The following is a 22212-nucleotide window of genomic DNA, read 5'->3' as shown; positions in this document are numbered from 1 at the left end:
TCACATGCAACTTCTGTCGAGGGACCTCACCATGTTTGCCCAGCGCCTTGCCTTCCCTTTCCGCAGTCTGCCGGCCGTGCTGATGATGGCCGTCGTGCTGCCTCTGCTCGCCGGCTGCGGCTTCAACACCATCCCGACGGCGGAGGAAAACGCCAAGGCGGCATGGAGCGAGGTGCTGAACCAGTATCAGCGTCGGTCCGACCTCATTCCCAATTTGGTCGAGACGGTGAAGGGCTATGCCTCGCATGAAAAGGACACGCTCGATGCGGTGGTCGAAGCGCGCGCCAAGGCGACGCAGATCACGGTGACGCCGGAAACGCTGAAGGACCCCGAAGCGCTCAAGAAGTTCCAGGATGCGCAATCAGGGCTGACCAGCGCGCTGTCGCGGCTGATCGCGGTGTCGGAGGCCTATCCCGACCTCAAGGCCAACCAGAATTTCCTGGCGCTGCAGGCGCAACTCGAAGGCACCGAGAACCGTATCGCCGTGGCGCGGCGCGACTACATCCTGGCGGTCAAGGATTACAATCTGACGCTGAGGACCTTTCCGTCGGTGCTATGGGCAACCTTCTGGTTCCGCAGCAACGAGCCCTTCGCCAACTTCACCGTCGAAGAAGACAAGATGCAGCCGCCGAAGGTCGATTTCGGCACGAAGCAGGGCGGGTGATGACGTCTGCTTGGCCTTTGCCAGCCTTGCGTTCCTTCACACCCCCCTCTGTCCTGCCGGACATCTCCCCCTCAAGGGGGGAGATCAGCTGTCTTCTGTCCTTGCGCCAAATATCAGCGTTGCCGGCTGAGCGTCGGCAGCGAGATTGCCAATCTCCCCCCTCGAGGGGGAGATGTCCGGCAGGACAGAGGGGGACGCGAAGGAACGCCAACCTTGGTGTTCTTCTCGCCTTTCTGGCCGTCTTCCTGCCCCTCACCGCCTTCGCCGCCGACCTCCCCGCGCTGACCGGCCGCGTCGTCGATAACGCCGGCATTATCGACGCGGGAACCAAAGCCGCGCTCACCCAGAAACTCGCCGACTTCGAGACCAGAGGCTCCGACCAGATCGTCGTCGCCACCATCCCCAGCCTCGACGGCGAGGAGATCGAGCCTTACGCCAACCGGCTGTTTCGCTTCTGGAAGCTCGGCCAGGCCAAGGAAAATAACGGCGTGCTGCTGCTGGTGGCGCCGAACGACCGCAAGATGCGCATCGAGGTCGGCTATGGGCTGGAAGGCACGCTGACCGATTTGCACACCAAGCTGATCATCGAAAACGACATGGTGCCGGCGTTCCGCGCCGGCGATTTCTCCGGGGGCATTTCCAAGGCCGTCGACGACATGGTGATGGTGCTGGAAGGCAATCCGGAGGAATTGGAGGCGCGCGGCGAGCGCAACCAGAAGCCGCCCATCAATACCGACAATCTGTTCTTCGGCGTCTTCATCAGCATCTGGGCAATCATCTTCTTCGGCAGCATGGCCGCCTCCATCCTGCCGCCGATCTTCGGCCAAAAACTCGGTCCCGGCCGCTATCGCTGGCTCGGCATGACATTCGAGCCGCACAAGCGGTCGTCCAGCGGCGGCTGGTCTTCGGGCGGGGGCGGCTGGTCGTCGGGTTCAAGCGGTGGTGGCGGCTTTTCCGGCGGCGGCGGTTCGTCCGGCGGCGGCGGCTCCTCGGGAAGCTGGTGACGAGATGACAACACGCATCGCCAATCCCTGGCATGGCCGCTTCGCCACGATGACCGGCGCTGCCTTGCTGGTCTTGCTCGTCAGCTTCGCGGCGCTGGCGGCGGAACTGCCCGCCCTCACCGGTCGTGTCGTCGACAATGCAGGCATCATCGACGCTGCGACCGAGGCGGCGCTGACGCAGAAGCTGGCCGATTTCGAGACCAAAGGCTCCGACCAGATCGTCGTCGCGACGGTTCCCAGCCTCGACGGCGAGGAGATCGAGCCTTACGCCACCCGGCTGTTCAACGCTTGGAAGCTCGGCCAGAAGGCCAAGAACAATGGCGTGCTTCTGCTGGTGGCCGTGAACGACCGCAAGATGCGCATCGAGGTCGGCTACGGGCTGGAAGCCACGCTCACCAACCAGCACGCCACACGGATCATTGAAGGCATGGTGCCGGCCTTCCGCGCCGGGGATTTCTCCGGCGGTATTTCCAAAGCGGTCGACGACATGATCATGGTGATTGAGGACAGTCATGGTGGTTGAGGGGAACTGGTGACGGCATGACAGTACGCGTCTTCAATCCGCCAAGACCTGGCCGCGCAGCCGCGACGATCGGCATCGCGCTGTTGACGATGCTCACCATGCTGTTTGTAGCTTTGGCGGCAGACCTGCCGGCACTCACCGGGCGGGTGGTCGACAATGCCGGTATTATCGACGCCGCGACCAAGGCGGCACTGACGCAGAAGCTCGCGGATTTCGAGACCAAAGGCTCCGACCAGATCGTCGTCGCCACGATCAACAGCCTCGAGGGCGAGGAGATCGAACCCTACGCCAACCGGCTGTTCCGCTTTTGGAAACTCGGCCAGGCCGGCGAAAACAACGGCGTGCTTCTGCTGGTGGCCAAGAACGACCACAAGATGCGCATCGAGGTCGGCTACGGGCTGGAAGGCACGCTGACCGATTTGCACACCAAACTGGTCATCGAAAACGACATGGTGCCGGCGTTCCGCGCCGGTGATTTCTCCGGCGGCATTTCCAAGGCCGTCGACGACATGGTCATGGTGCTGGAAGGCAACCCGGAAGAGCTGGAGGCGCGCGGCAAGCGCAACCCGGCCGACCGCAGCACGCCCATCGATCCCGTCGTCGCGGTCTTCCTGATCCTGTGGGCGGCGATGTTCTTCGGCGGCCTGGCGATGGCCTTCCTGCCGCCGATCTTCGGCACCAAGCTGTCGCCGGGCGTGTATAAATGGCTGGGCATGACCTTTCGCTACGGCCAGGGGCCGAGCGGATCGTCCTCGGGCTCCAGCAGCTGGACAACAAGTTCGTCGTCGGGCAGCGGATGGTCATCGGGAAGTTCGGGCAGCAGCTGGTCTTCGGGCTCAAGCAGCGGCGGCGGGTTTTCAGGCGGCGGCGGTTCGTCTGGCGGTGGCGGGTCTTCAGGGAGCTGGTGAGAGAAGATGGCAACACGACCGATCAGCCCACAGGACCATGAGCGCATCGCCACCGCGATCCGCGCGGCCGAGGCCAAAACCGACGGCGAGATCTACTGCGTCGTTGCGCATGCCAGCGACGGCTATTTCTTTCCCGCCGCCTTCATGGCGACATCAGGCATGCTGATTGCCAGCCTCGCCGTCGCTTATGGGCTGGAAGCCTGGTGGCTGTCGATCCGGCTGCCGCATTTCGTCATTGTCCAACTGCTGGCACTGGCCTCGGTGTTGGTGCTTTTGTGGGCGCTGCCGGGCTTGCGCATCCATCTGGTGCCGCGCCGGCAGCGTTATCAGGCGGCACATCACAATGCGCTCAGGCAGTTCCTCGCCCGCAATGTCCACCGCACCACGGCGCGCACCGGCGTGTTGGTCTTCGTGTCGATCGCCGAGCGTTATGCCGAAGTGGTCGCCGATTCGGGCATCGACAGCAAGGTCGGCCAGCATGTCTGGGACGGCGTGCTGCGCGATCTCCTGCAGCATGCCGGTCACGACCGGCTCGCCGACGGCTTCGTCAAGGCGATCGGGCAGGTCGGCGCGGTGCTGGCCGAGCATTTCCCGGTGACGTCGGGCGATGCCAATGAACTGGACGATCATCTCGTCGAGATCTGAAAAGCCAGCACGCGCTACCCGGACGGACGCCTGACCGCGCCGGCTGGGTGCGTTTTCCAGGCAGGCTTTGCCCATTGTCAGCAGTGTCGCGATCGGCTGTGAGAAAGCGGTCGGCGGGCTGACCTCGACTCTTGCAAATGGCCGATGCGGGTTTATGGTTAACAAATCATGAATACGCTGAGCATCGACATCAGGAAAGCCGAACCGCGCGACGCCGGCGCCATTGCCGACGTGCACCAGCTGGCCTGGGAGGGCGCCTATTCCGGCATCATCCCGCATCGCTCGCTGACCTCGATGATCAACCGCCGCGGCGCCGACTGGTGGGCCAACGCCATCCGCCGCGCTGCCACCGTTCTGGTGGTCGAGATCGGCGGCACCATCGCCGGCTATGCCACGATCGGCAAGAACCGCGCCCGCGAGCTGAAGCAGCAGGGTGAAATCTACGAACTTTATTTGCGTCCGGAATATCAGGGCATCGGGCTCGGCAGCCGGCTGTTCAAGGCGGCGCGGGCGCGGCTTGCCGACCACGGGCTGAAGGGAATGGTGGTGTGGGCGCTGGAAGACAACCAGAATGCGCTTTCCTTCTATGCCGGCGCGGGTGGCCGCGATGTTGCCGAAGGCGTCGAGGTTTTCGAGCAGAGGGCGCTGAAGAAGGTCGCCTTCGTCTGGGAATGACCGGTCTCGGTTACAAATCATCACAAACCGTGCGCTTCCATTAGCGCTCCGTACCAATCGCCGCATTGCACCATGCCGCGCCGCCCGCTATCGATCGTGGACATCGAGAGAGGGATTTAAGCCATGCGTATCGAAGCCATTGCCATCGGAAAGAACCCGCCCGAGGACATCAACGTCATCATCGAGGTGCCGATCGGCGGCGAGCCGATCAAGTACGAGATGGACAAGGAGGCCGGCACGCTGTTCGTCGACCGTTTCCTGCATACGTCGATGCGCTACCCCGGCAATTACGGTTTCGTGCCGCACACGCTCTCGGGCGACGGCGACCCGATTGACGTTCTGGTCTGCAACACCCGCGCGCTGGTGCCGGGCTGCGTCATCAATGTGCGGCCGATCGGCGTGCTGGTGATGGAAGACAATGCCGGCCAGGACGAGAAGGTCATTGCCGTGCCGTCGCCGAAGCTGACGCTGCGCTACGAAAACGTCACCGAATACACGCAGCTGCCCGAGATCACCCGCGACCAGGTCCAGCACTTCTTCGAGCACTACAAGGATCTCGAGCCCGGCAAATGGGTCAAGATCGAAGGCTGGCACGATTCCAAATACGCCAAGAAGATGATTGTCGACGCGATCGCACGGGCGAAGGCGGCAAAGTAGCGCCGAGAGAGGCCTGCGTCTCGTTCAAGTAAGCGGCAAACGCCAGCGCGAGGCACCCCCCTCTGGCCTGCCGGCCATCTCCCCCTCAAGGGGGGAGTCGCAACGGCTTTCGTCAATTTTCAGCGCCGAAAGAAAAGCGCCGCCAGCGAAGCTGCCAATCTCCCCCCTTGAGGGGGAGATGCCCGGCAGGGCAGAGGGGGTGCCTTGCACCCACGTGACTAGTTATCCACCCGACCAAACGCCGGCACGTTGCCGATGACGGTGTGCTTGTCCTTGCCACAGGCGAAACTCTTCGCCTTTTCGTCGGCCAGCTTGCGCGCCTGGTCGTTGGCCTGCGGGTTGCCGGTGGCCAGCACGAGGCCGATGGTGCAGCCGTCGCGGGCTTCCATCTGGGCGACCTTGGCGACGAGCAGCACTTCGGTCGGCTTGTTCTCGTCCTCGGGATTGCTGATCGAGCGGCGGTGGATGACGGCAAAGGGAACGGCAACGTCGCCCTTGGTCTCGATGCGCCACTCGACCTTGGCGCCGGACGAGTTGAAGCCGGAAAAGCTCTCCCAGACCGAGGTCATGTCGCCGCCGGGCGGAAATCCGTAGAACAGCGATTCACGGGCGTCGTCATAGGCGATCAGCACGGGATAGCCACGATAGCCGGAGCAGGCGAGTTCGGCCCATTCGCCGTCGCCTTCCTGCGCCTGCGCATAGGTGACGCAGTCCTTTTGCGAGTCGAGGTCGGTGTAGACGCTTGATATGCCGTCGGCATGGGCGGTTTGGGATAGGGCGGCGAGGGCGAATGGAACAAGCAGCAGGGTTCGCATGCGGACGTCTCCCGTGAAGTTCGCCCCAGCCTATCGCCAAATCTGCGGCCGGCCTAGCGTGCCAATCTCAACGTTGGCGCCGCCCAAATCGCCCTGCCGGGCAATTCTCCCCCTGAACGGGAGAAAGTGGCCGGCTGCGCCGCTGGCGACAACCTTGCAACGCTGGCAATTGGCGAAATCGTGATGAGAGCGTTCCTCGCCCCATTTCCGGGAAAGGATGCCGGCAGGTGAGGGGCGGCGCCAACGTTCGAAATGTTATTTCTTCAAGCTCGCCTCGATCAGCAGGTCGGCGTTGTGGGCGACCGCTGCCGCCGGGCCTCCGAGGCCGAAGAGCTGGCCACTGATATAGGCGCCTTCGATCAACAGCAGCAGGCCGTCGCCGAGCGTGTCAGGGTCTTTAGCGCCCATCGCTGCGGCCATCGCGCGCAGGCGGTGGCGCAACTCCTGCTTGTTGGCCTCGCTGACGACGCGCGCCGGATGGCCATGTTCGGGATATTCCACCGCCGCGTTGGTCATGCCGCAGCCGCGATAGTCCGGCCTTTGCGTGCGCTTGCCGACGCGAGTCAGGAAAGCCCTGAGCTGTGCCCGTGGGTCGCCGGGATGGGCAGCCACGGCTTCGTCGAAACGCTCCCAATACTCACGGTCATATTGCCTGAGATAGGAAGCGGCGAGCTCGTCCTTGGAGGGAAAGCTGCGGTAGAGGCTGGGCTTGGTGACGCCGGCGCGCTTGACGATCTCGTCGACGCCGATCGCCCGGATGCCGCGGCGGTAGAACAGGTCGTAGGCCACGTCGAGGATTTTCTTGGCAGCCTTGGGCGGTGCGGCTGCATGACCGTCCTTGATGGTCAGTTCAATATTTTTGTCCGTTGGCATGGTATGACTCGATTGACGTGTTACCGATCGGTACGTATACATGTCCTCACCCTGCAACGTACCGGTCAGTAACATGATAGCTCAATCCCGTCCCTTTGGCCAGCGCTACGCTTTCGTCGTGGTTGGCGTCATCTTCCTCTGCTTGTTGATCGCGGCCGGGCTTCGTTCCGCACCCTCGGTGATGATGCTGCCGTTGGATAAAAGCTTCGGCTGGGGGCGCGATACGGTTTCGATTGCCGCTGCGATCGGCATCTTCCTTTACGGCCTGACCGGGCCGTTTGCCGCCGCATTGATGGAGCGTATCGGCTTGCGCCGCACGCTGCTTGCCTCGCTTGTGATCATGTCGGGCTCGACCGCGCTCAGCCTACTGATGACCGAGCCCTGGCACCTGTTCCTCACCTGGGGCGTGTTTTCCGGCATCGGCTCCGGCGCGGTCGCCACCGTGCTCGGCGCCACCATCGTCAACCGCTGGTTCAAGACCAATCGCGGCTTGGTGATGGGGCTGATGTCTGCCTCCAGCGCCACCGGCCTGTTGGTGTTCCTGCCGCTGCTGGCATCGCTCGCCCAGTCGGGCGGCTGGCAGCCCGTCGCTACCGCCGTCTCGATCGCCACCGCCTGTCTTCTGCCGCTGGTCTGGCTGTTGGTTCCGGAGCGTCCCGCTTCGATCGGCATGGTGCGCTATGGCGCCGGGGCCGATGACGTGCCGCCGGTATCGCCGGCATCGCAAGGCAATTTCCTGGCGCATACGCTCAACACGCTGCGCCGCGCCGCCGGCACCCGCGTCTTCTGGTATCTGTTCGCCACCTTCTTCATCTGCGGCTTCACCACCAACGGGCTGGTCGGCACGCATCTGATCTCCTTCTGCGGCGACATGGGCATCCCCGAGGTACAGGCCGCGGGCCTGCTGTCGCTTATGGGCATTTTCGACCTGATCGGGACGACGCTCTCGGGCTGGCTCACCGACCGTTTCGACCCGCGCAAGCTGCTCGGCGTCTACTACGGCATTCGCGGCCTAGCGCTGATCTATCTGCCCTATTCCGGCTTCTCGGCGACCAGCCTGATCATCTTCGCCGTGCTCTACGGTCTCGACTGGATCGCCACCGTGCCGCCGACGCTCAGGCTCGCCAACGAGGCGTTCGGTGACCGCAGCGGCCCGATCGTGTTCGGCTGGATCGTAGCCGGCCACCAGGTCGGCGCCGCCACCGCCGCTGCCTTCGGCGGCACCATGCGCGAATTGCAGGGCAATTACGAACTGGCCTTCCTGATCGCCGGCATGACGGCGATCGTGGCTGCGTGTCTGTCGCTGCTGATCAATACGAGCAGGCCGGCTTTCGATCCGGAGCCGCAAGCGGCGTAGGGCGCGGTACTAATCTCCCGCTGGTGACGCTCGATCCGGTGCGGTCGGCGTAAGCCTTTGGGTCGGTGCGAAGGATCGCTACGCCTGGAATGGGCAGCCGTCAGTCCGGGTAGCAAACCGTCGGAATCTTCGGCCAAACCGCGCTGTCGCAACCTGCAACCTGCTGCCTCTGCTTGAAAGAGGCGCTGACCGGGCCAGTGACCATTGGGTCGACGCCATCAGGGGCGTCGGCAAACATCTGCTCGGCCGTCCGGTCGGACGACGAAGCCGGATTGGCTTCCTTCACCGTGGCGGCCGATTGAGCGGCATTGGCCGCCAGCACGGCAGCGAATGCGACCGAAGCGATGAGGGGCCAAAATCGGTTGAGCTTGTCGGTCATGAATTTCGAACTACCCGGGCCCAGAAAGGTTCCCGCCTTGGTTAACAAAACCATCTCACACCGAGATGCTTAAGATTTGATGAGTATTTGGTGGTGCGCCTCCTCTTTCGCAATTGCGAAAAACCCTGTATGAGCCGCCCAACCGAAAGAGGCGGCGCCTTTTGGCCTGCTGCCTGCAACGCTCCCGAGACCACAAAATGAAAATTCGTAATATCGCGATCATCGCGCACGTCGACCATGGAAAAACCACCCTCGTCGACCAATTGCTGCGGCAATCCGGTTCCTTCCGCGACAATCAGCGCGTCGCCGAGCGCGCCATGGATTCCAACGACCTCGAAAAGGAACGCGGCATCACCATCCTGGCCAAGGCGACCTCGGTCGACTGGAAGGACACCCGCATCAACATCGTAGACACCCCCGGCCACGCCGATTTCGGAGGTGAGGTCGAGCGCATCCTGTCGATGGTGGATTCGGCGATCGTGCTGGTCGACGCCGCCGAAGGCCCCATGCCGCAGACCAAGTTCGTCGTCGGCAAGGCGCTCAAGGTCGGCCTGAAGCCGATCGTCGTCATCAACAAGATCGACCGTCCGGACGCCCGCCACGTCGAGGTGGTCAACGAGGTGTTCGACCTGTTTGCAGCGCTTGACGCCACCGACGAGCAGCTCGACTTCCCGATCCTCTACGGTTCTGGCCGCGATGGCTGGGTCTCGGAAAATCCGGAAGGCCCGAAGGACCAGGGCCTGGCGCCGCTGTTCGACCTCGTCATCAAGCATGTGCCGGAGCCGACCGTTCATCCCGGCCCGTTCCGCATGATCGGCACCATCCTGGAAGCCAATCCCTTCCTCGGCCGCATCATTACCGGCCGTATCGAGAGCGGCACGCTGAAGTCCAACCAGGCGGTCAAGGTGCTCCACCATGACGGCACGCAGATCGAAACCGGGCGCATCTCCAAGATTCTCGCGTTCCGTGGCCTCGAGCGCCAGCCGATCGAAGAGGCGCAGGCGGGTGACATCGTCGCCATTGCCGGCCTGTCCAAAGGCACCGTCGCCGACACGTTCTGCGACCTGGCGGTGACCGAGGCGTTGCATGCGCAACCGATCGATCCGCCAACCGTGACCATGTCTTTCCTGGTCAACGATTCGCCGCTCGCCGGCACTGAAGGCGACAAGGTGACCAGCCGCGTCATCCGCGACCGCCTGCTGCGAGAAGCCGAAGGCAATGTCGCGCTCAAGATCGAGGAATCGCCCGACAAGGATTCGTTCTTCGTTTCCGGCCGCGGCGAATTGCAGCTGGCCGTGCTGATCGAGACGATGCGCCGCGAAGGCTTTGAGATCGCCGTGTCGCGTCCGCGCGTCGTCATGCAGAAGGGCGAGAACGGTGAATTGCTGGAGCCGGTCGAGGAAGTCGTCATCGACGTCGACGAGGAGCACGCCGGCATCGTCGTGCAGAAGATGTCGGAGCGCAAGGCCGAGATGGTCGAGCTGCGGCCTTCGGGCGGCAACCGTCAGCGCATCGTCTTCCACGCGCCGACGCGCGGACTGATCGGCTACCAGTCGGAACTGTTGACCGACACGCGCGGCACCGCCGTGATGAACCGGCTGTTCCACGCTTACCAGCCCTACAAGGGCGAACTGCCGGGCCGCACCAACGGCGTGCTGATCTCCAACGAACAGGGCGAGGCAGTGGCCTATGCCATGTGGAACCTGGAAGACCGCGGCCCGATGGTCATCGACCCGGGCGTCAAGGTCTATCAGGGCATGATCATCGGCATCCATAGCCGTGACAACGACCTCGAAGTGAACGTGCTGAAGGGCAAGAAGCTGACCAACATCCGCGCCGCGGGCAAGGACGAGGCGGTGAAGCTGACGCCGCCGATCCGCATGACGCTGGAGCGCGCGCTGGCCTGGATCCAGGACGACGAGCTGGTCGAGGTGACGCCGAAGACCATCCGCCTGCGCAAGCTCTATCTCGATCCGAACGAGCGCAAGCGCTTCGAGAAGTCGGCCAAGGTTGTGGGCGCGGCGTAATCGTCTGATTGTCTAAATTCGAGAGGGGCGAAGCACCGGTGCTTCGCCCCTCTTGTCATTCACCCACGGCAGCCGAAATGATGGCTTCACGATCCGGCTCGTCGGCCAGGTCAATGCGAATCGCCGTGCCGTCGCGGGCCGGCTTGCGCAAAGCTCTGGCGCCTTCGGGAACAACAACCAGCAATCGTTTCTCCTCCAGCGCCTGAAGCCTTGATCGGGAGATGCCGAGTTCGCCGGCGAGCAGACGGTCGAGCCGCAGCGATGTCGGCATTTCCAGCCCAAGCCTGATTTCAAGCGCAGTTGCGCCGCCGCCTGTGTCATCCTGCCTTCGCTTTTGAACGGCGACATCGGGAAACTCCTCGACGTGGCCGACCCGGTTTCGCAACGCCACGACATCGAAGGCATGGCGGCGGGCGAGGGCCGGATCGTTGCTTTCGAGCGCTGCCAGCAGCGCGGGTTCGATGTCGCGGCGGTTGCAGCGTTCGAAAATGCCGCAATTCCACGAATTGTCGCAGTCGATGCAGCGATAGATCAGCCAGACATCAATGCGTTTGCCATTGGCGTTGACGCGGAATTTGCCGCTGCAGCGATAGGCTTTCACGGCGCCGCAGCGGTTGCAGTGGACCAGGGGTCGAGGTGCGATTTCGGGCGCGATTGCCCAGTGGATAGCGAGATGTTGGGACAAGCCGGAAGACCTTCCAGGGTGGAAGTTCTTCAGGTCGGCAATGGCGAGATGCCCATGCGGGCACGGCGTGGCGAGAGCTAGCTATGTCGGAAATCAGCTGTCACGGGCGGCAAAGCGCGCGACAACGGTTCAGCAGTGCCAAACCGGTCTCGAACCGCCGCCTGAGGAACACGTGAAATGGAGCAGGCACCGCTTAATGCGGCGCCCTGCCAAGTGTGATCAGGGGAGTTGGCGAGACCAGCGGTTACTGAGGCAAAATGAAGCTCGAAATGAATGTCGGGACGGTTCTTCTAGCGGCAAGATGCCGAGCGGGCAAGGTTCATGGCGGTGTCTCGCCCTGCTCAGGCGAAGGCGATCTGTACCTTCATCGATTTGTTGCGGTCGCCGGCGATCTCGAAAGCCGCAACCGCCTCGTCCATTGGATAGATGCCGGTCAGCAGCGGCTTGACGTCGACGCGACGGTTGTTGATCAGATCGACGGCCAGCGCGAACTCGTCGTGGAAACGGAAGGAGCCGCGCATCTCGATTTCCTTGGCGACGATGAGATTCTGAGGCAGCGACATGTCGCCGCCAAGGCCAAGTTGCACGAGCACCCCGCGCGGCTTCAGCACATCGAGCCCGGCTCGCACCGCGCGCTCATTGCCTGAACATTCGAACATGACGTCGAAACTGCCCTTCTCGACATTGTAGCCAGCGAGCTTGTCGGCATCTGTGGCGACATTGATGGTGCGGTCGGCGCCGATCTCGTTGGCCTTGGCCAGAACCGCGTCCATGACATCGGTTACGACGATCTCACGCGCGCCGTGGACACGTGCGGCAAGGATGCTGAGCGCACCGATCGGCCCGCAGCCTGTGACCAAGACCCGCTTGCCGAGCAGCGAGCCGGCGCGGTTGACGGCATGCAGCGTTACCGCGAGCGGCTCGGCAAAGGCGGCTTCGTTGATGGAGACATGGTCGGCGATCTTGTGGCACTGCCAGGCCTCGGCGACGAGGCGCTGGCGGAAGGCGCCCTGTATATGTGGCATCGGCATGGCGCTGCCGTAGAATCGCATGTTGAGGCATTGGTTCTGCACGCCCTGCAGGCAGTACCGGCACGCATTGCAGGGCCGGCTGGGCGAAATAGCGACGCGGTCGCCGACCACGAGGCTGGAGACGCCGGCGCCAAGCGCCTTCACCGTGCCGGCGACCTCATGTCCGAGGATCATCGGCTCGCGCAGGCGCACCACGCCGAAGCCGCCATGATTGTAATAGTGCAGGTCCGAGCCGCAGATGCCGCCGGCCTCGACCGATATTTCGACCTGTCCGGCGCCAGGCGCGCCCGAATCGGTCTCTTCGATGCGCAGGTCTTTTGCGGCGTGGATGACGATTGATTTCACGGCCGCGATCCTTTCTCAAACCGCTGGCACGGGCAAGCCGATCTCCGAAATGTGTCGCGTTCGTTGGCCCATCAGGCAGAGGGGTGCCAAATTGACGCCGATCGGATATTCTTCGCCATCCAACGCTCGAAGGCTCCGTCATGCACCTCACCTCGCTCCTGATCTTCGCCGCCGCTTTGTTCGTCGCCGCCGGTTCGCCCGGACCGTCGATCGCAGCCCTTGTTGCCCGCGTCATCTCGAAGGGCTTTCGTGACGTGTTTCCGTTCCTGCTCGCCATGTGGATCGGCGAGGCCATCTGGCTGTCGCTGGCGGTGTTCGGGCTGGCGGTCGTGGCGCAGACCTTCCATTTCGCCTTCGTCGTCGTGAAATGGATCGGCGTCGCTTACCTCGCCTACCTCGCCTTCAGGATGTGGACCGCACCTGTCGACGCAAAAGAAGGCGAGATGCCGCGCGAGGATTCGCCGGCAAAACTGTTCTTTGCCGGCATGGCGGTGACGCTCGGCAATCCCAAGATCATGATGTTCTATCTGGCGCTGCTGCCGACGATCATCGACCTCGCTTCGGTGAGTGTCATCGGCTGGGTCGAACTGACGGCGACGATGGCGGTGGTTCTGATCGCCATCGATCTCGCCTGGGTCGTCGCGGCCTCACAGGCGCGCAAGCTGCTCAAAAGCAGGCGCGCCATGAAGATCGCCAACCGAATCAGCGCCACGACGATGGCCGGCGCTGCCGGGGCCATCGCGGCGCGTTGACCTCTCCTACGAGGAGAAGGAAACTTTCACCTCGCCATGGCGTGGTATTCGTCGTTCGGCTGCATGTCGATGGCCGCCGCCACGCGGTTCGACATGTTGAAGAAGGCGGCGGTCGAGGCGATGTCCCAGATGTCGCGGTTGGTGAAGCCGGCGTTGCGCAGTGCTTCCCTGTCCGCCTCGACGATCTTTGCCGGCTCTTCCGTCAGCTTGACGGCGAATTCGAGCATCGCCGTCTGTTTCGGTGAAAGATTGGCAGCGCGGAAGTTCATCACCATCATCTCGCCGAGAGCCGGATCGCAGGAGAGCTGGCGCACCGCCGCGCCATGCGCGGTCAGGCAATAATAGCAGTGATTGATCGAGGAAACGACGACCGCGATCATCTCCCGTTCCAGCTTCGACAGGCCGGATTCACCCAGCATCAGATCATTGTAGGTGTCGGTAAAGGCGCGCAGCTTCTTCTCGTCGAAGGCATAGGCAAGAAGCACGTTGGGAACCAGGCCGAGCTTTTCCTCGCATTTGGCGAAATAGGCTTTTGTCGCCTCGCTCAGTTCCGCGATACCGAGGTCAAGTGCGCTGATTTTGCCGGACATGGGGTCTCCCTCCTGGTTCACCGCCGCCTGACCGTCGAATTCCTGTAATTCTTATCGAGCCGTCAAACCTTTGTCGCCAAACAGCGGTCATCTGCTACCATAGTCGTAAAAGCATGTGACGGGAGGACAACATGGCGAGCGTGAAATCCGCAGCTAAGCCGAAGAAAACAGCCACCGCCGGGGTGAAACCCGACGGGAAGCCGGCCAGGCTCGCCGACTATCTGCTGGCCCGCGCGCCGGCCGAAGACATTGCCGCCTATGACGCCGCCGACCTGGAGCGCGCCGCCGACCTGGCAGGACGTGCGGTCGCCGCCCACAAGAAGGGCCAAAGTGTCGTCGCCGTCGATGCCGGGTCGGGCGTCTCCCGCGAGGGCCGCCCGATGACGATCATCACCGTCGTCAACGACAACATGCCGTTCCTGTTCGATTCGATCCTCGGCGAGATCACAGAAACTGCCGGCGAACCGACTTTGGTCACCCATCCGGTCATCGTCGTGCGTCACGGCAAGGCCGGCGTCGACGAGATCCTCGGCGACGGCAGCGCCCTCAAGGACGATGGCAATCACGACCGCCTGAGCGTCGTCCATGTCCATATTCCGCGCCTGACGGCGGAGCAGGCCGACGCGCTGGCCGACCGCCTGCGCAAGATGCTCAACCAGGTGCGCGCCGCCGTCAGCGACTGGAAGCCGATGCTCGCCCGTCTCGACCAGGCGATTTCCGAATTCCGCTATTCCGCCGTGCCGCTCGACAAGAAGAGCGTTGCCGAGGCCATCGCCTTCCTTGAATGGCTGCGCGACGACAATTTCACTTTCCTTGGCATGCGCGAGTTCAAATATTCCGGCGGCGCGGAGAGCGGCAATCTGGAGCGCGCCGACAAACCCGGTCTCGGCATCCTCGCCGACCCGGATGTGCTGGTGCTCCGGCGCGGCACCGAGGCGGTGACGACGACGCCCGAAATCCGCGCCTTCCTGCATGGGCCGGAGCCGCTGATCGTCACCAAGGCCAACGCCAAGTCGCTGGTGCACCGCCGCATTTATCTCGATTATATCGGCGTCAAAACCTACACCGCCAAGGGCACGCTTGCCGGCGAGTTGCGCATGGTTGGCCTGTTCACCTCGACCGCCTACACGCGCTCGGTGATGAAAATCCCGTATCTGAGGTCAAAGGCCGAGACCATCATCGCCAAGTCCGGCTTCGACCGGCACGACCATTCCGGCAAGGCACTGATCAACGTTCTGGAGAGCTATCCGCGCGACGAACTGTTCCAGGTGCCGGTGCCGATCCTGAAGAAGCACGCCGCGGCCATTCTCGGCCTGGTCGAGCGGCCGCGGGTGCGGGCGCTGGTGCGCGCCGACCAGTTCGACCGCTTCGTCTCGATCCTCGTCTTCGTGCCGCGCGACCGCTATGACAGCGTCGTGCGCGAGAAGATCGGCACCTATCTCAAGACCGTCTTCGAAGGCCGTTTGTCGGCTTACTATCCGGCTTTCCCCGAGGGCGGGCTGGCGCGTGTGCATTTCATCATCGGCCGCTCCGGCGGCAAGACGCCGAAGGTCGAGCAGGCGGTGATCGAAGCGGCGATCCGCGACATCGTGCGAACCTGGGACGACGCGCTGGCCGAAGCTGCGGAAGCCGTCGGCGGCGATCCATCGCTGAAGGCGATCGCCGCGCGTCTGCCTGAGAGCTATCGCGATTCCTTCAGCGCGGCCGTCGCGCTGAAGGATGCGGGGCGCATCGCCGGCATCAGCACCGCCAACCCGATCGCCATCGACTATTACCGCCATGCCGAGCAGAAACCGCATCAGGCAGCGCTGAAGATCTACCACCACGGCAGCCCGGTAGCGCTGTCGCGTCGCGTGCCGGTGCTGGAAAACATCGGCTTCCGCGTCATCAGCGAGCGCACCTTCGAAGTTGGCGAGGACGGCGGCGACACCGTCTTCGTCCACGACATGGAACTGGAGAACAGCTACGGCAAGCCGATCGACCTCAGCGATGGCGGCGCGCTGTTCGAGGACGCGTTCCTGTCGGTCTGGCGCGGCGACATCGACAATGACAGCTATAACGGGCTTGCCCAGACCGCCGGCCTGTGGTCGGGCGAAGTCAGCATTCTGCGCGCCTATGGCCGCTACCTGCAGCAAGCCGGTATCCCGCAGAGCCAGGATTTCATCGCGGCCGCGCTCAACCGCTATCCCGACATTGCGCGCGGCCTGCATGCACTGTTCGTCGCCCGTCTCGGCCCGACCGCCGAGACGGAAGGCGTCGTCGCCGCCAAGCACCTCAAGGCCAAGATCAAGGACGCGCTGGAGGAAGTCCCTAACATCGATGACGACACCATCATCCGCCGCTATCTCAACCTGATCGAAGCCTCGTTGCGCACCAACCATTTCGTTGCGGGAACGAAGGAGCGGGGCCAGTCACTGGCGATCAAGCTCGATTCGCAGGCGGTCGAAGGATTGCCGGCGCCGCGGCCGTGGCGCGAGATCTTCGTCTACGGTTCCGAGGTCGAAGGCGTGCATCTGCGCTTCGGCCCGGTTGCGCGCGGCGGCCTGCGCTGGTCGGACCGCGCCCAGGATTACCGCACCGAGGTGCTCGGCCTGGTGAAGGCGCAACAGGTCAAGAACGCCGTCATCGTGCCGGTCGGCGCCAAGGGCGGCTTCTATCCGAAGAAGCTGCCGATGAGCGCCGGCCGCGACGCCATCTTCGAGGCCGGCACCTCGGCCTACAAGAATTTCGTTTCCAGCCTGCTGTCGATCACCGACAATATCGGCCTCGATGGCGTCATACCCCCAGCCGGTGTCGTCAGGCGCGATCCTGACGACCCCTACTTTGTCGTCGCCGCCGACAAGGGCACGGCAACCTTCTCCGACACCGCCAATGCCATTTCGGAGAAACACGGTTTCTGGCTCGACGATGCCTTCGCCAGCGGCGGCTCGGCCGGCTACGACCACAAGAAGATGGGCATCACCGCCAAGGGTGCCTGGGAAGCGGTCAAGCGGCATTTCCGCGAGATCAACCGCGACATCCAGACCACCCCCTTCACCGTCGTCGGCGTCGGCGACATGTCGGGCGACGTGTTCGGCAACGGCATGCTGCTGTCGCCGCAGACCAGGCTGATCGCCGCCTTCGACCATCGCGACATCTTCATCGATCCCGATCCGGACAGGGTGGCGTCGATGGCCGAGCGCGAGCGCATGTTCGCGCTGCCGCGTTCGTCCTGGCAGGACTACGACAAGACCAAGCTGTCGGAAGGCGGCGTCATCGTCTCGCGCAGCCAGAAGTCGATCACGCTGCCTGCGGCAGCGGCGGCGGCGATTGGCCTCGCCAAGACCACCGCGACACCGGCCGAGATCATGACCGCCATCCTCAAGGCGAACGTCGACCTTCTGTGGTTCGGCGGCATCGGCACGTATTTACGGGCCTCGGGCGAAACCAATGCCGAAGTCGGCGACCGCGCCAATGACGCCATCCGCATCACCGCGCTCGATGTCCGGGCCAAAGTGATCGGCGAGGGCGCCAATCTCGGCGTCACGCAGCGTGCCCGCATCGAATTCGGCATGAATGGCGGTCGCTGCAACTCCGATGCCATCGACAATTCCGGCGGCGTCAACTGCTCCGACGTCGAGGTCAACATCAAGATCGCGCTGGCGTCCGCCATGCGCAAGGGATCGCTGACCCGGCCGGCGCGCAACAAGCTGCTGGCCGAGATGACCGACGAGGTCGCCGGCCTCGTGCTGTCCAACAATTACGAACAGACGCTGGCGCTTTCCATCGCCCGCAAGCGCGGCCTTGCCGACATCGCGCACCAGAGCCGGTTCATGGCGGCGCTGGAGGCTCGGGGCCTGCTCGACCGCGCTGTCGAGACGCTGCCGTCGCCGGCCGCCCTTGCCGAGCGCGAGGCGCGTGGCGAGCCGCTGACCCGGGCGGAGCTTGGCGTGCTGCTCGCCTATGCCAAGATCGTGCTGTTTTCCGACATCGTCGCCAGCGACGTGCCTGACGACGCGCATTTCGACCGCGATCTGATGGGCTATTTCCCTGACCGGATGGCGAAGAAATATGCGGCCGAGATCCATGGCCACCGGCTGCGCCGCGAAATCATCGCCCGCGTCGTCGCCAACGATCTCGTCAATCGCGGCGGACCGTCATTCGTCAACCGGCTGCAGGAAGCCACGGGGCGCAGCGCGGCCGACGTGGTGCGCACCTTCGCCGTGGTGCGCGACGGCTTCGCGTTGCCGGCGCTCTATCAGGAGATCGATGCGCTGGACAGCCACATCGACGGCCAGGCGCAGCTCGATCTCTACCAGTCCGTCAGCCGGCTTATCTTCGTGACCAGCGGCTGGTATCTGAAGAACGATGCCGGCACCGCAGCGCTCGGCCAGCGCATTGCCGACCTGCAAGAGGCGCGCATGGCGCTGGAGCCGAAGCTGCTCTCGCTGCTACCGGCCTTCTCGCGCGAGCGGGTCGAGGAGAGGCGGTATGGCCTGTTCAAGGCCGGCGCCCCCGAAAAGCTCGCCGGGCAGCTGGCAATGGCCGATGTGGCGGGACTGATCCCCGACATCGCACTGACGGCGCGCACGGCCAATGCCGACGTCGTCGCCTCGGCCAAGGCGTTCTTCGCCGTCAGCGATGCCTTCCGCATTCCGCGCGTCGAAGAGGCGGCGCGTTCAATCACGCCGTCGGACTATTACGACCAGCTGGCGCTGTCGCGCGCCACCGACACGATCGGCGCGGCGCGGCGCGGCATTGCGGTGGCGGCTCTCGCCGGCCATGCCGGGACGGCGGATCCTGTGGCGGCCTGGCTGGAAGCCGGAGGCGAGCGCGTGGCGCGCATCCGCGAGCGGCTGCAGGCGCTGACCGAAGGCGGGGATATCACCGTGTCCAGGCTGTCGGTGGCTTCGGGGCTGATGAGCGATCTGACGGGGATGTGAACATCTCCGAAACGCCGGCGCCGCCCTCATTGCCCTGCCGGGCATTTCTCTCCGTATAGTGACGAGGAGAAAGGGCGGGCCGTAGCCTTGGCGCCCTTGTTGCAACGCTGGCGACTAGCGAAATCATCGATGAGAGCAACCCTCTCCCCGTCACTATTCGGGGAGAGGATGCTGGCAGGCAGGTGAGGGGCAGCGCGAATCTTTGGCGGTTTGCATGAGCATTCGAAACATGCAGACATGGCATCCGACAAGCGCGGTGTCCCGGGGGAATCATCATGGCGGCGGTAGAAACAGTGCAGCGGGCATCCGGGCACGGCATCTGGGGATGGATGTTCTTCGACTGGGCGGCGCAGCCGTTTTTCACCGTCGTCACCACCTTCATCTTCGGGCCTTATTTCGTCTCGCGCATGGCGAGCGATCCGGTCTCAGGCCAGGCGGCCTGGGGCTACGGCATCGCTGTTGCGGGCCTGGTCATTGCCGTGCTGTCTCCCATCCTCGGCTCGATTGCCGACCAGACCGGGCCGCGCAAGCCGTGGATTGCGTTCTTCGCCTCGATCAAGATCATCAGCCTTTGCCTGCTATGGTTCGCCGCTCCCGGCTCGAACCTTTTCCTGGTGGTGCTGTTCTTTTCTCTCGCTTCGGTCGCGGCGGAATTCTCGACCGTGTTCAACGATTCGATGATGCCGCGCCTGGTGCCGAAGAGCGAGATCGGCCACGTCTCCAACATTGCCTGGGGACTTGGTTATCTCGGCGGCATGATCGCGCTGATCTTTGTTGTCGCCTGTCTTGCGGGTTCGCCGGAGACCGGCAAGACGATCATCGGCATCGACCCGCTCTTTGGGCTCGACCCGAAACTCGGCGAGGACGCGCGCGCCACCGGGCCGCTGTCGGCCGGCTGGTATTTCCTGTTCATCCTGCCGATGTTCTTCTTTACGCCGGACGCCATCAAGGGGATTCCGATCGGGCCCGCGGTGCGCGAGGGGCTGTCGGAACTGAAGTCGACGCTGACTGAAGTGCGCCGGCGCAAAGGCATCTTCCGCTTCCTTGTCGCCCGCATGATTTATCAGGACGGCGTCAATGCGCTGCTCGCTTTGGGCGGCACCTTTGCGGCAGCGATGTTCCACTGGTCGATCACTGAGATCGGCATGTTCGGCATTATCCTCAACGTCGTCGCCATCGTCGGCTGCCTGGTTGCCGCATGGCTGGACACCGCGCTTGGCTCCAAGACCATCGTGATGATTTCGCTCGTCCTGCTCAGCATCGCCACCATCGGCATCGTTTCGACCGGGCCAGGCTACACGTTGTTCGGCGCCTGGATGATGCCGGGAGCCGATAGTGGCGGCCTGTTCGGCACGGCGGCGGAAAAGGCCTACATTTTCTATGGCCTGCTGATAGGGCTGGCGTTCGGACCGGTGCAGGCGTCGTCACGCTCCTACATGGCGCGCAGCGTCACCGCAGCCGAGTCCGGCCGCTATTTCGGCATCTATGCGCTGGCCGGACGGGCGACGAGTTTCCTGGCGCCGTTCATGGTGGCGTCGATCACGCTCGCCAGCGGCTCGGCGCGGCTCGGCATGGCGGCCATCGTGCTGTTCCTGGGCGTTGGGATCGCGATATTGATCTGGACGCCGTACCCGGCGGATCAGCCGGTGGAATAGCGCCGCACTTTTCCTTCTCCCCTTGTGGGAAAAGGCAGAGGCGCTCAATGCCTGAAATGCCTCACGCCGGTAAACACCATGGCGATGCCATGCGCGTCGGCAGCGGCGATAACGTCGTCGTCGCGCATCGAGCCGCCGGGCTGGATCACCGCCGTGGCGCCGGCTTCGATCGCGGATATGAGCCCGTCGGCGAAAGGGAAGAAAGCGTCGGAGGCGACCACCGAGCCCTTGGTCAACGGCTCCGCGAGGCCAGCTGCTTCCGCCGCGTCGAGCGCCTTGCGTGCGGCGATGCGCGAGGAATCGACGCGGCTCATCTGGCCGGCGCCGATGCCGACCGTGGCGCCGTCCTTGGCGTAGACGATGGCGTTCGACTTGACGTGCTTGGCGATGCGGAAAGCGAATTTGAGGTCGGCCATCTCGGCCGCCGTCGGCGCGCGCCTGGTCACCACCTTCAGTTCGAAATCGTCGAGCACCGCGTTGTCGCGGCCCTGGACGAGCATGCCGCCAGCGACGGATTTCACAGTGATGCCGCCGGCGTGCGGATCGGGCAGACCGCCGGTGACCAGCAGTCGCAAATTCTTTTTGGCGGCGACGATGCGGACAGCGTCCTCCGACGCGTTCGGCGCGATGATCACCTCGGTGAAGGTTTTTACGATCTCCTGAGCCGCTTCGGCATCGAGGATGCGGTTCATGGCGACGATACCGCCAAAGGCCGAAACCGGGTCGCAGGCCAGCGCTCTCGCATAGGCAGCAGCCAGTGAAGCGCTCTCGGCGACGCCGCATGGATTGGCGTGCTTGATGATGGCGACCGCTGCACAGCGGTTCGGATCGAACTCGCCGACCAGCTCGAAGGCGGCATCGGTGTCGTTGATGTTGTTGTAGGACAGCTGCTTGCCCTGCAACTGGCGAGCCGTGGCGACCCCGGGCCGCTTGTCGCCATTGACGTAGAAGCCGGCGCTCTGATGCGGGTTCTCGCCATAGCGCATGACGCTTTCCAGCCTGCCGCCGAAGGCGCGCCAGGTCGGGTGCTCGATCTCAAGCGTTTCGGCGAACCAGCCGGAGATCGCCGCATCGTAGCTGGCGGTGCGGGCAAAGGCCTTGGCCGCCAGCTTCTGGCGGAAATCCAGCGACAGCGAGCCGATGTTCATCTCCAGCGCGTTCAGCACCGAGGCGTAGTCGCCGGGATCGGTGACGATGGCGACATAGGCGTGATTCTTGGCCGAAGCGCGGATCATCGCCGGGCCGCCAATGTCGATGTTCTCGACAACAGCGGCATAGTCGGCGCCGGAACGGCGGACCTCCTCGAACGGGTAGAGATTGCAGACGAGCAGATCGATCGGCTCGATACCGTGATCGTGCATCGCCTTGGCGTGTTCGGGATCGTCGCGCACGCCGAGCAGTGCGCCGTGCACCGACGGGTGCAGCGTCTTGACGCGGCCGTCCATGATCTCGGGAAAGCCTGTCAGTTCCGAGACGTCACGCACCGCCAGCCCCGCCTCGGCGATCGCCTTTGCCGTACCTCCGGTCGAGACCAGCTCGACGCCGGCCGCGACCAGCCCTTTGGCGAAGTCGGTCAGGCCGGTCTTGTCGAAGACGGAAAGCAGGGCGCGGCGGACCGGAACGAGGTCGGGTGCCGGAATGTTCTTGGCGGCGACGGCCATGGGCTAGCGGCCTTTCAGGGCTGATTGGAGAGCGTTGCCGGCCG

At 63.9% G+C, this 22212-nt stretch carries 18 protein-coding genes and 1 pseudogene; 12 read left to right on the top strand and 7 right to left on the bottom strand.

Features of this window, described 5'->3' with window-relative positions:
* The first annotated feature begins 31 nt into the window (after positions 1 to 31).
* The 7 genes and pseudogenes from NKJ78_RS15920 (at position 32) to ppa (ending at position 5076) form a co-directional block, all read left to right on the top strand.
* Positions 32 to 664: a LemA family protein gene (locus NKJ78_RS15920; RefSeq protein ID WP_023681434.1), complete on the top strand. Its 633-nt coding sequence runs from the start codon at positions 32 to 34 to the stop codon at positions 662 to 664.
* A gap of 233 nt (positions 665 to 897) precedes the next feature.
* The gene (locus NKJ78_RS15915) at positions 898 to 1668 is read left to right on the top strand and encodes a TPM domain-containing protein (protein WP_198018627.1); all 771 of its coding nucleotides are present in this window, start codon (positions 898 to 900) and stop codon (positions 1666 to 1668) included.
* A 49-nt stretch (positions 1669 to 1717) separates the two neighbouring features.
* Positions 1718 to 2173: pseudogene (locus NKJ78_RS15910) on the top strand (TPM domain-containing protein); the annotation flags it as partial.
* A 35-nt stretch (positions 2174 to 2208) separates the two neighbouring features.
* Positions 2209 to 3099: a TPM domain-containing protein gene (locus tag NKJ78_RS15905; RefSeq protein WP_352562504.1), complete on the top strand. Its 891-nt coding sequence runs from the start codon at positions 2209 to 2211 to the stop codon at positions 3097 to 3099.
* A gap of 6 nt (positions 3100 to 3105) precedes the next feature.
* A complete protein-coding gene (locus NKJ78_RS15900) occupies positions 3106 to 3744 on the top strand; it encodes a TPM domain-containing protein (protein ID WP_352459947.1) in 639 nt (212 codons plus the stop codon).
* A gap of 168 nt (positions 3745 to 3912) precedes the next feature.
* Entirely contained in the window at positions 3913 to 4419 is a 507-nt protein-coding gene (locus NKJ78_RS15895) for a GNAT family N-acetyltransferase (protein WP_023732945.1), read from the top strand.
* A 123-nt stretch (positions 4420 to 4542) separates the two neighbouring features.
* On the top strand, positions 4543 to 5076 hold the full coding sequence (ppa, locus tag NKJ78_RS15890; protein ID WP_023668623.1) for an inorganic diphosphatase: 534 nt from the start codon (positions 4543 to 4545) through the stop codon (positions 5074 to 5076).
* Positions 5077 to 5294: 218 nt separating this feature from the next.
* On the opposite strand, the gene NKJ78_RS15885 is transcribed toward ppa, so the two are convergent.
* On the bottom strand, positions 5295 to 5891 hold the full coding sequence (locus NKJ78_RS15885; protein WP_023700187.1) for a hypothetical protein: 597 nt from the start codon (positions 5889 to 5891) through the stop codon (positions 5295 to 5297).
* Between the two features lie 255 nt (positions 5892 to 6146).
* Positions 6147 to 6764: a TetR/AcrR family transcriptional regulator gene (locus tag NKJ78_RS15880; protein WP_023668625.1), complete on the bottom strand. Its 618-nt coding sequence runs from the start codon at positions 6762 to 6764 to the stop codon at positions 6147 to 6149.
* A 73-nt stretch (positions 6765 to 6837) separates the two neighbouring features.
* On the opposite strand from NKJ78_RS15880, the gene NKJ78_RS15875 reads away from it, so the two are divergent.
* Entirely contained in the window at positions 6838 to 8121 is a 1284-nt protein-coding gene (locus tag NKJ78_RS15875; RefSeq protein WP_023835196.1) for an MFS transporter, read from the top strand.
* Positions 8122 to 8221: 100 nt separating this feature from the next.
* On the opposite strand, the gene NKJ78_RS15870 is transcribed toward NKJ78_RS15875, so the two are convergent.
* Positions 8222 to 8500, bottom strand: a complete 279-nt coding sequence (locus NKJ78_RS15870; protein ID WP_245260088.1) for a hypothetical protein — start codon at positions 8498 to 8500, stop codon at positions 8222 to 8224.
* 197 nt (positions 8501 to 8697) lie between these two features.
* Between NKJ78_RS15870 and typA the strand changes: the two genes are divergently transcribed.
* Positions 8698 to 10527: a translational GTPase TypA gene (typA, locus tag NKJ78_RS15865; RefSeq protein ID WP_023681424.1), complete on the top strand. Its 1830-nt coding sequence runs from the start codon at positions 8698 to 8700 to the stop codon at positions 10525 to 10527.
* Positions 10528 to 10582: 55 nt separating this feature from the next.
* Here typA and NKJ78_RS15860 read toward each other — a convergent pair whose 3' ends face one another.
* Positions 10583 to 11212 carry a DUF1062 domain-containing protein gene (locus NKJ78_RS15860; protein WP_352459946.1) on the bottom strand — a complete coding sequence of 210 codons (630 nt, stop codon included), beginning with the start codon at positions 11210 to 11212 and terminating at the stop codon, positions 10583 to 10585.
* Positions 11213 to 11553: 341 nt separating this feature from the next.
* Positions 11554 to 12588: an L-idonate 5-dehydrogenase gene (locus NKJ78_RS15855; RefSeq protein ID WP_352459945.1), complete on the bottom strand. Its 1035-nt coding sequence runs from the start codon at positions 12586 to 12588 to the stop codon at positions 11554 to 11556.
* Between the two features lie 140 nt (positions 12589 to 12728).
* Between NKJ78_RS15855 and NKJ78_RS15850 the strand changes: the two genes are divergently transcribed.
* A complete protein-coding gene (locus NKJ78_RS15850) occupies positions 12729 to 13340 on the top strand; it encodes a LysE family translocator (protein ID WP_352459944.1) in 612 nt (203 codons plus the stop codon).
* Positions 13341 to 13366: 26 nt separating this feature from the next.
* On the opposite strand, the gene NKJ78_RS15845 is transcribed toward NKJ78_RS15850, so the two are convergent.
* Positions 13367 to 13930 carry a peroxidase-related enzyme gene (locus tag NKJ78_RS15845; RefSeq protein ID WP_352459943.1) on the bottom strand — a complete coding sequence of 188 codons (564 nt, stop codon included), beginning with the start codon at positions 13928 to 13930 and terminating at the stop codon, positions 13367 to 13369.
* Positions 13931 to 14061: 131 nt separating this feature from the next.
* Between NKJ78_RS15845 and NKJ78_RS15840 the strand changes: the two genes are divergently transcribed.
* Positions 14062 to 18852, top strand: coding sequence for an NAD-glutamate dehydrogenase (locus NKJ78_RS15840; protein WP_352562503.1), 4791 nt, complete (start codon positions 14062 to 14064; stop codon positions 18850 to 18852).
* Positions 18853 to 19127: 275 nt separating this feature from the next.
* Entirely contained in the window at positions 19128 to 20507 is a 1380-nt protein-coding gene (locus tag NKJ78_RS15835; protein ID WP_023750353.1) for an MFS transporter, read from the top strand.
* 44 nt (positions 20508 to 20551) lie between these two features.
* Here the strand turns inward: NKJ78_RS15835 and purH are convergent, their stop codons facing one another.
* Complete coding sequence (purH, locus tag NKJ78_RS15830) at positions 20552 to 22168, bottom strand: bifunctional phosphoribosylaminoimidazolecarboxamide formyltransferase/IMP cyclohydrolase (protein WP_352459941.1); 1617 nt, start codon at positions 22166 to 22168, stop codon at positions 20552 to 20554.
* Positions 22169 to 22212 lie beyond the last annotated feature (44 nt).

Source organism: Mesorhizobium sp. M0037, from assembly GCF_040323635.1.
Lineage (GTDB): Bacteria > Pseudomonadota > Alphaproteobacteria > Rhizobiales > Rhizobiaceae > Mesorhizobium.
Note: the sequence above shows the minus strand (reverse complement) of the source record. Positions and strands in the feature narration are given on the sequence as shown.

Excerpts from the sequence above, each read along its gene's own strand:
- NKJ78_RS15920 (WP_023681434.1), top strand. The coding sequence starts at position 32 with ATGTTTGCCCAGCGCCTTGCCTTCCCTTTCCGCAGTCTGCCGGCCGTG.
- NKJ78_RS15905 (WP_352562504.1), top strand. The coding sequence starts at position 2,209 with ATGACAGTACGCGTCTTCAATCCGCCAAGACCTGGCCGCGCAGCCGCG.
- purH (WP_352459941.1), bottom strand. The coding sequence starts at position 22,168 with ATGGCCGTCGCCGCCAAGAACATTCCGGCACCCGACCTCGTTCCGGTC.
- NKJ78_RS15850 (WP_352459944.1), top strand. The coding sequence starts at position 12,729 with ATGCACCTCACCTCGCTCCTGATCTTCGCCGCCGCTTTGTTCGTCGCC.
- NKJ78_RS15895 (WP_023732945.1), top strand. The coding sequence starts at position 3,913 with ATGAATACGCTGAGCATCGACATCAGGAAAGCCGAACCGCGCGACGCC.
- NKJ78_RS15885 (WP_023700187.1), bottom strand. The coding sequence starts at position 5,891 with ATGCGAACCCTGCTGCTTGTTCCATTCGCCCTCGCCGCCCTATCCCAA.
- NKJ78_RS15880 (WP_023668625.1), bottom strand. The coding sequence starts at position 6,764 with ATGCCAACGGACAAAAATATTGAACTGACCATCAAGGACGGTCATGCA.
- ppa (WP_023668623.1), top strand. The coding sequence starts at position 4,543 with ATGCGTATCGAAGCCATTGCCATCGGAAAGAACCCGCCCGAGGACATC.
- NKJ78_RS15845 (WP_352459943.1), bottom strand. The coding sequence starts at position 13,930 with ATGTCCGGCAAAATCAGCGCACTTGACCTCGGTATCGCGGAACTGAGC.
- NKJ78_RS15835 (WP_023750353.1), top strand. The coding sequence starts at position 19,128 with ATGGCGGCGGTAGAAACAGTGCAGCGGGCATCCGGGCACGGCATCTGG.
- NKJ78_RS15900 (WP_352459947.1), top strand. The coding sequence starts at position 3,106 with ATGGCAACACGACCGATCAGCCCACAGGACCATGAGCGCATCGCCACC.
- NKJ78_RS15870 (WP_245260088.1), bottom strand. The coding sequence starts at position 8,500 with ATGACCGACAAGCTCAACCGATTTTGGCCCCTCATCGCTTCGGTCGCA.
- NKJ78_RS15840 (WP_352562503.1), top strand. The coding sequence starts at position 14,062 with ATGGCGAGCGTGAAATCCGCAGCTAAGCCGAAGAAAACAGCCACCGCC.
- NKJ78_RS15875 (WP_023835196.1), top strand. The coding sequence starts at position 6,838 with ATGATAGCTCAATCCCGTCCCTTTGGCCAGCGCTACGCTTTCGTCGTG.
- typA (WP_023681424.1), top strand. The coding sequence starts at position 8,698 with ATGAAAATTCGTAATATCGCGATCATCGCGCACGTCGACCATGGAAAA.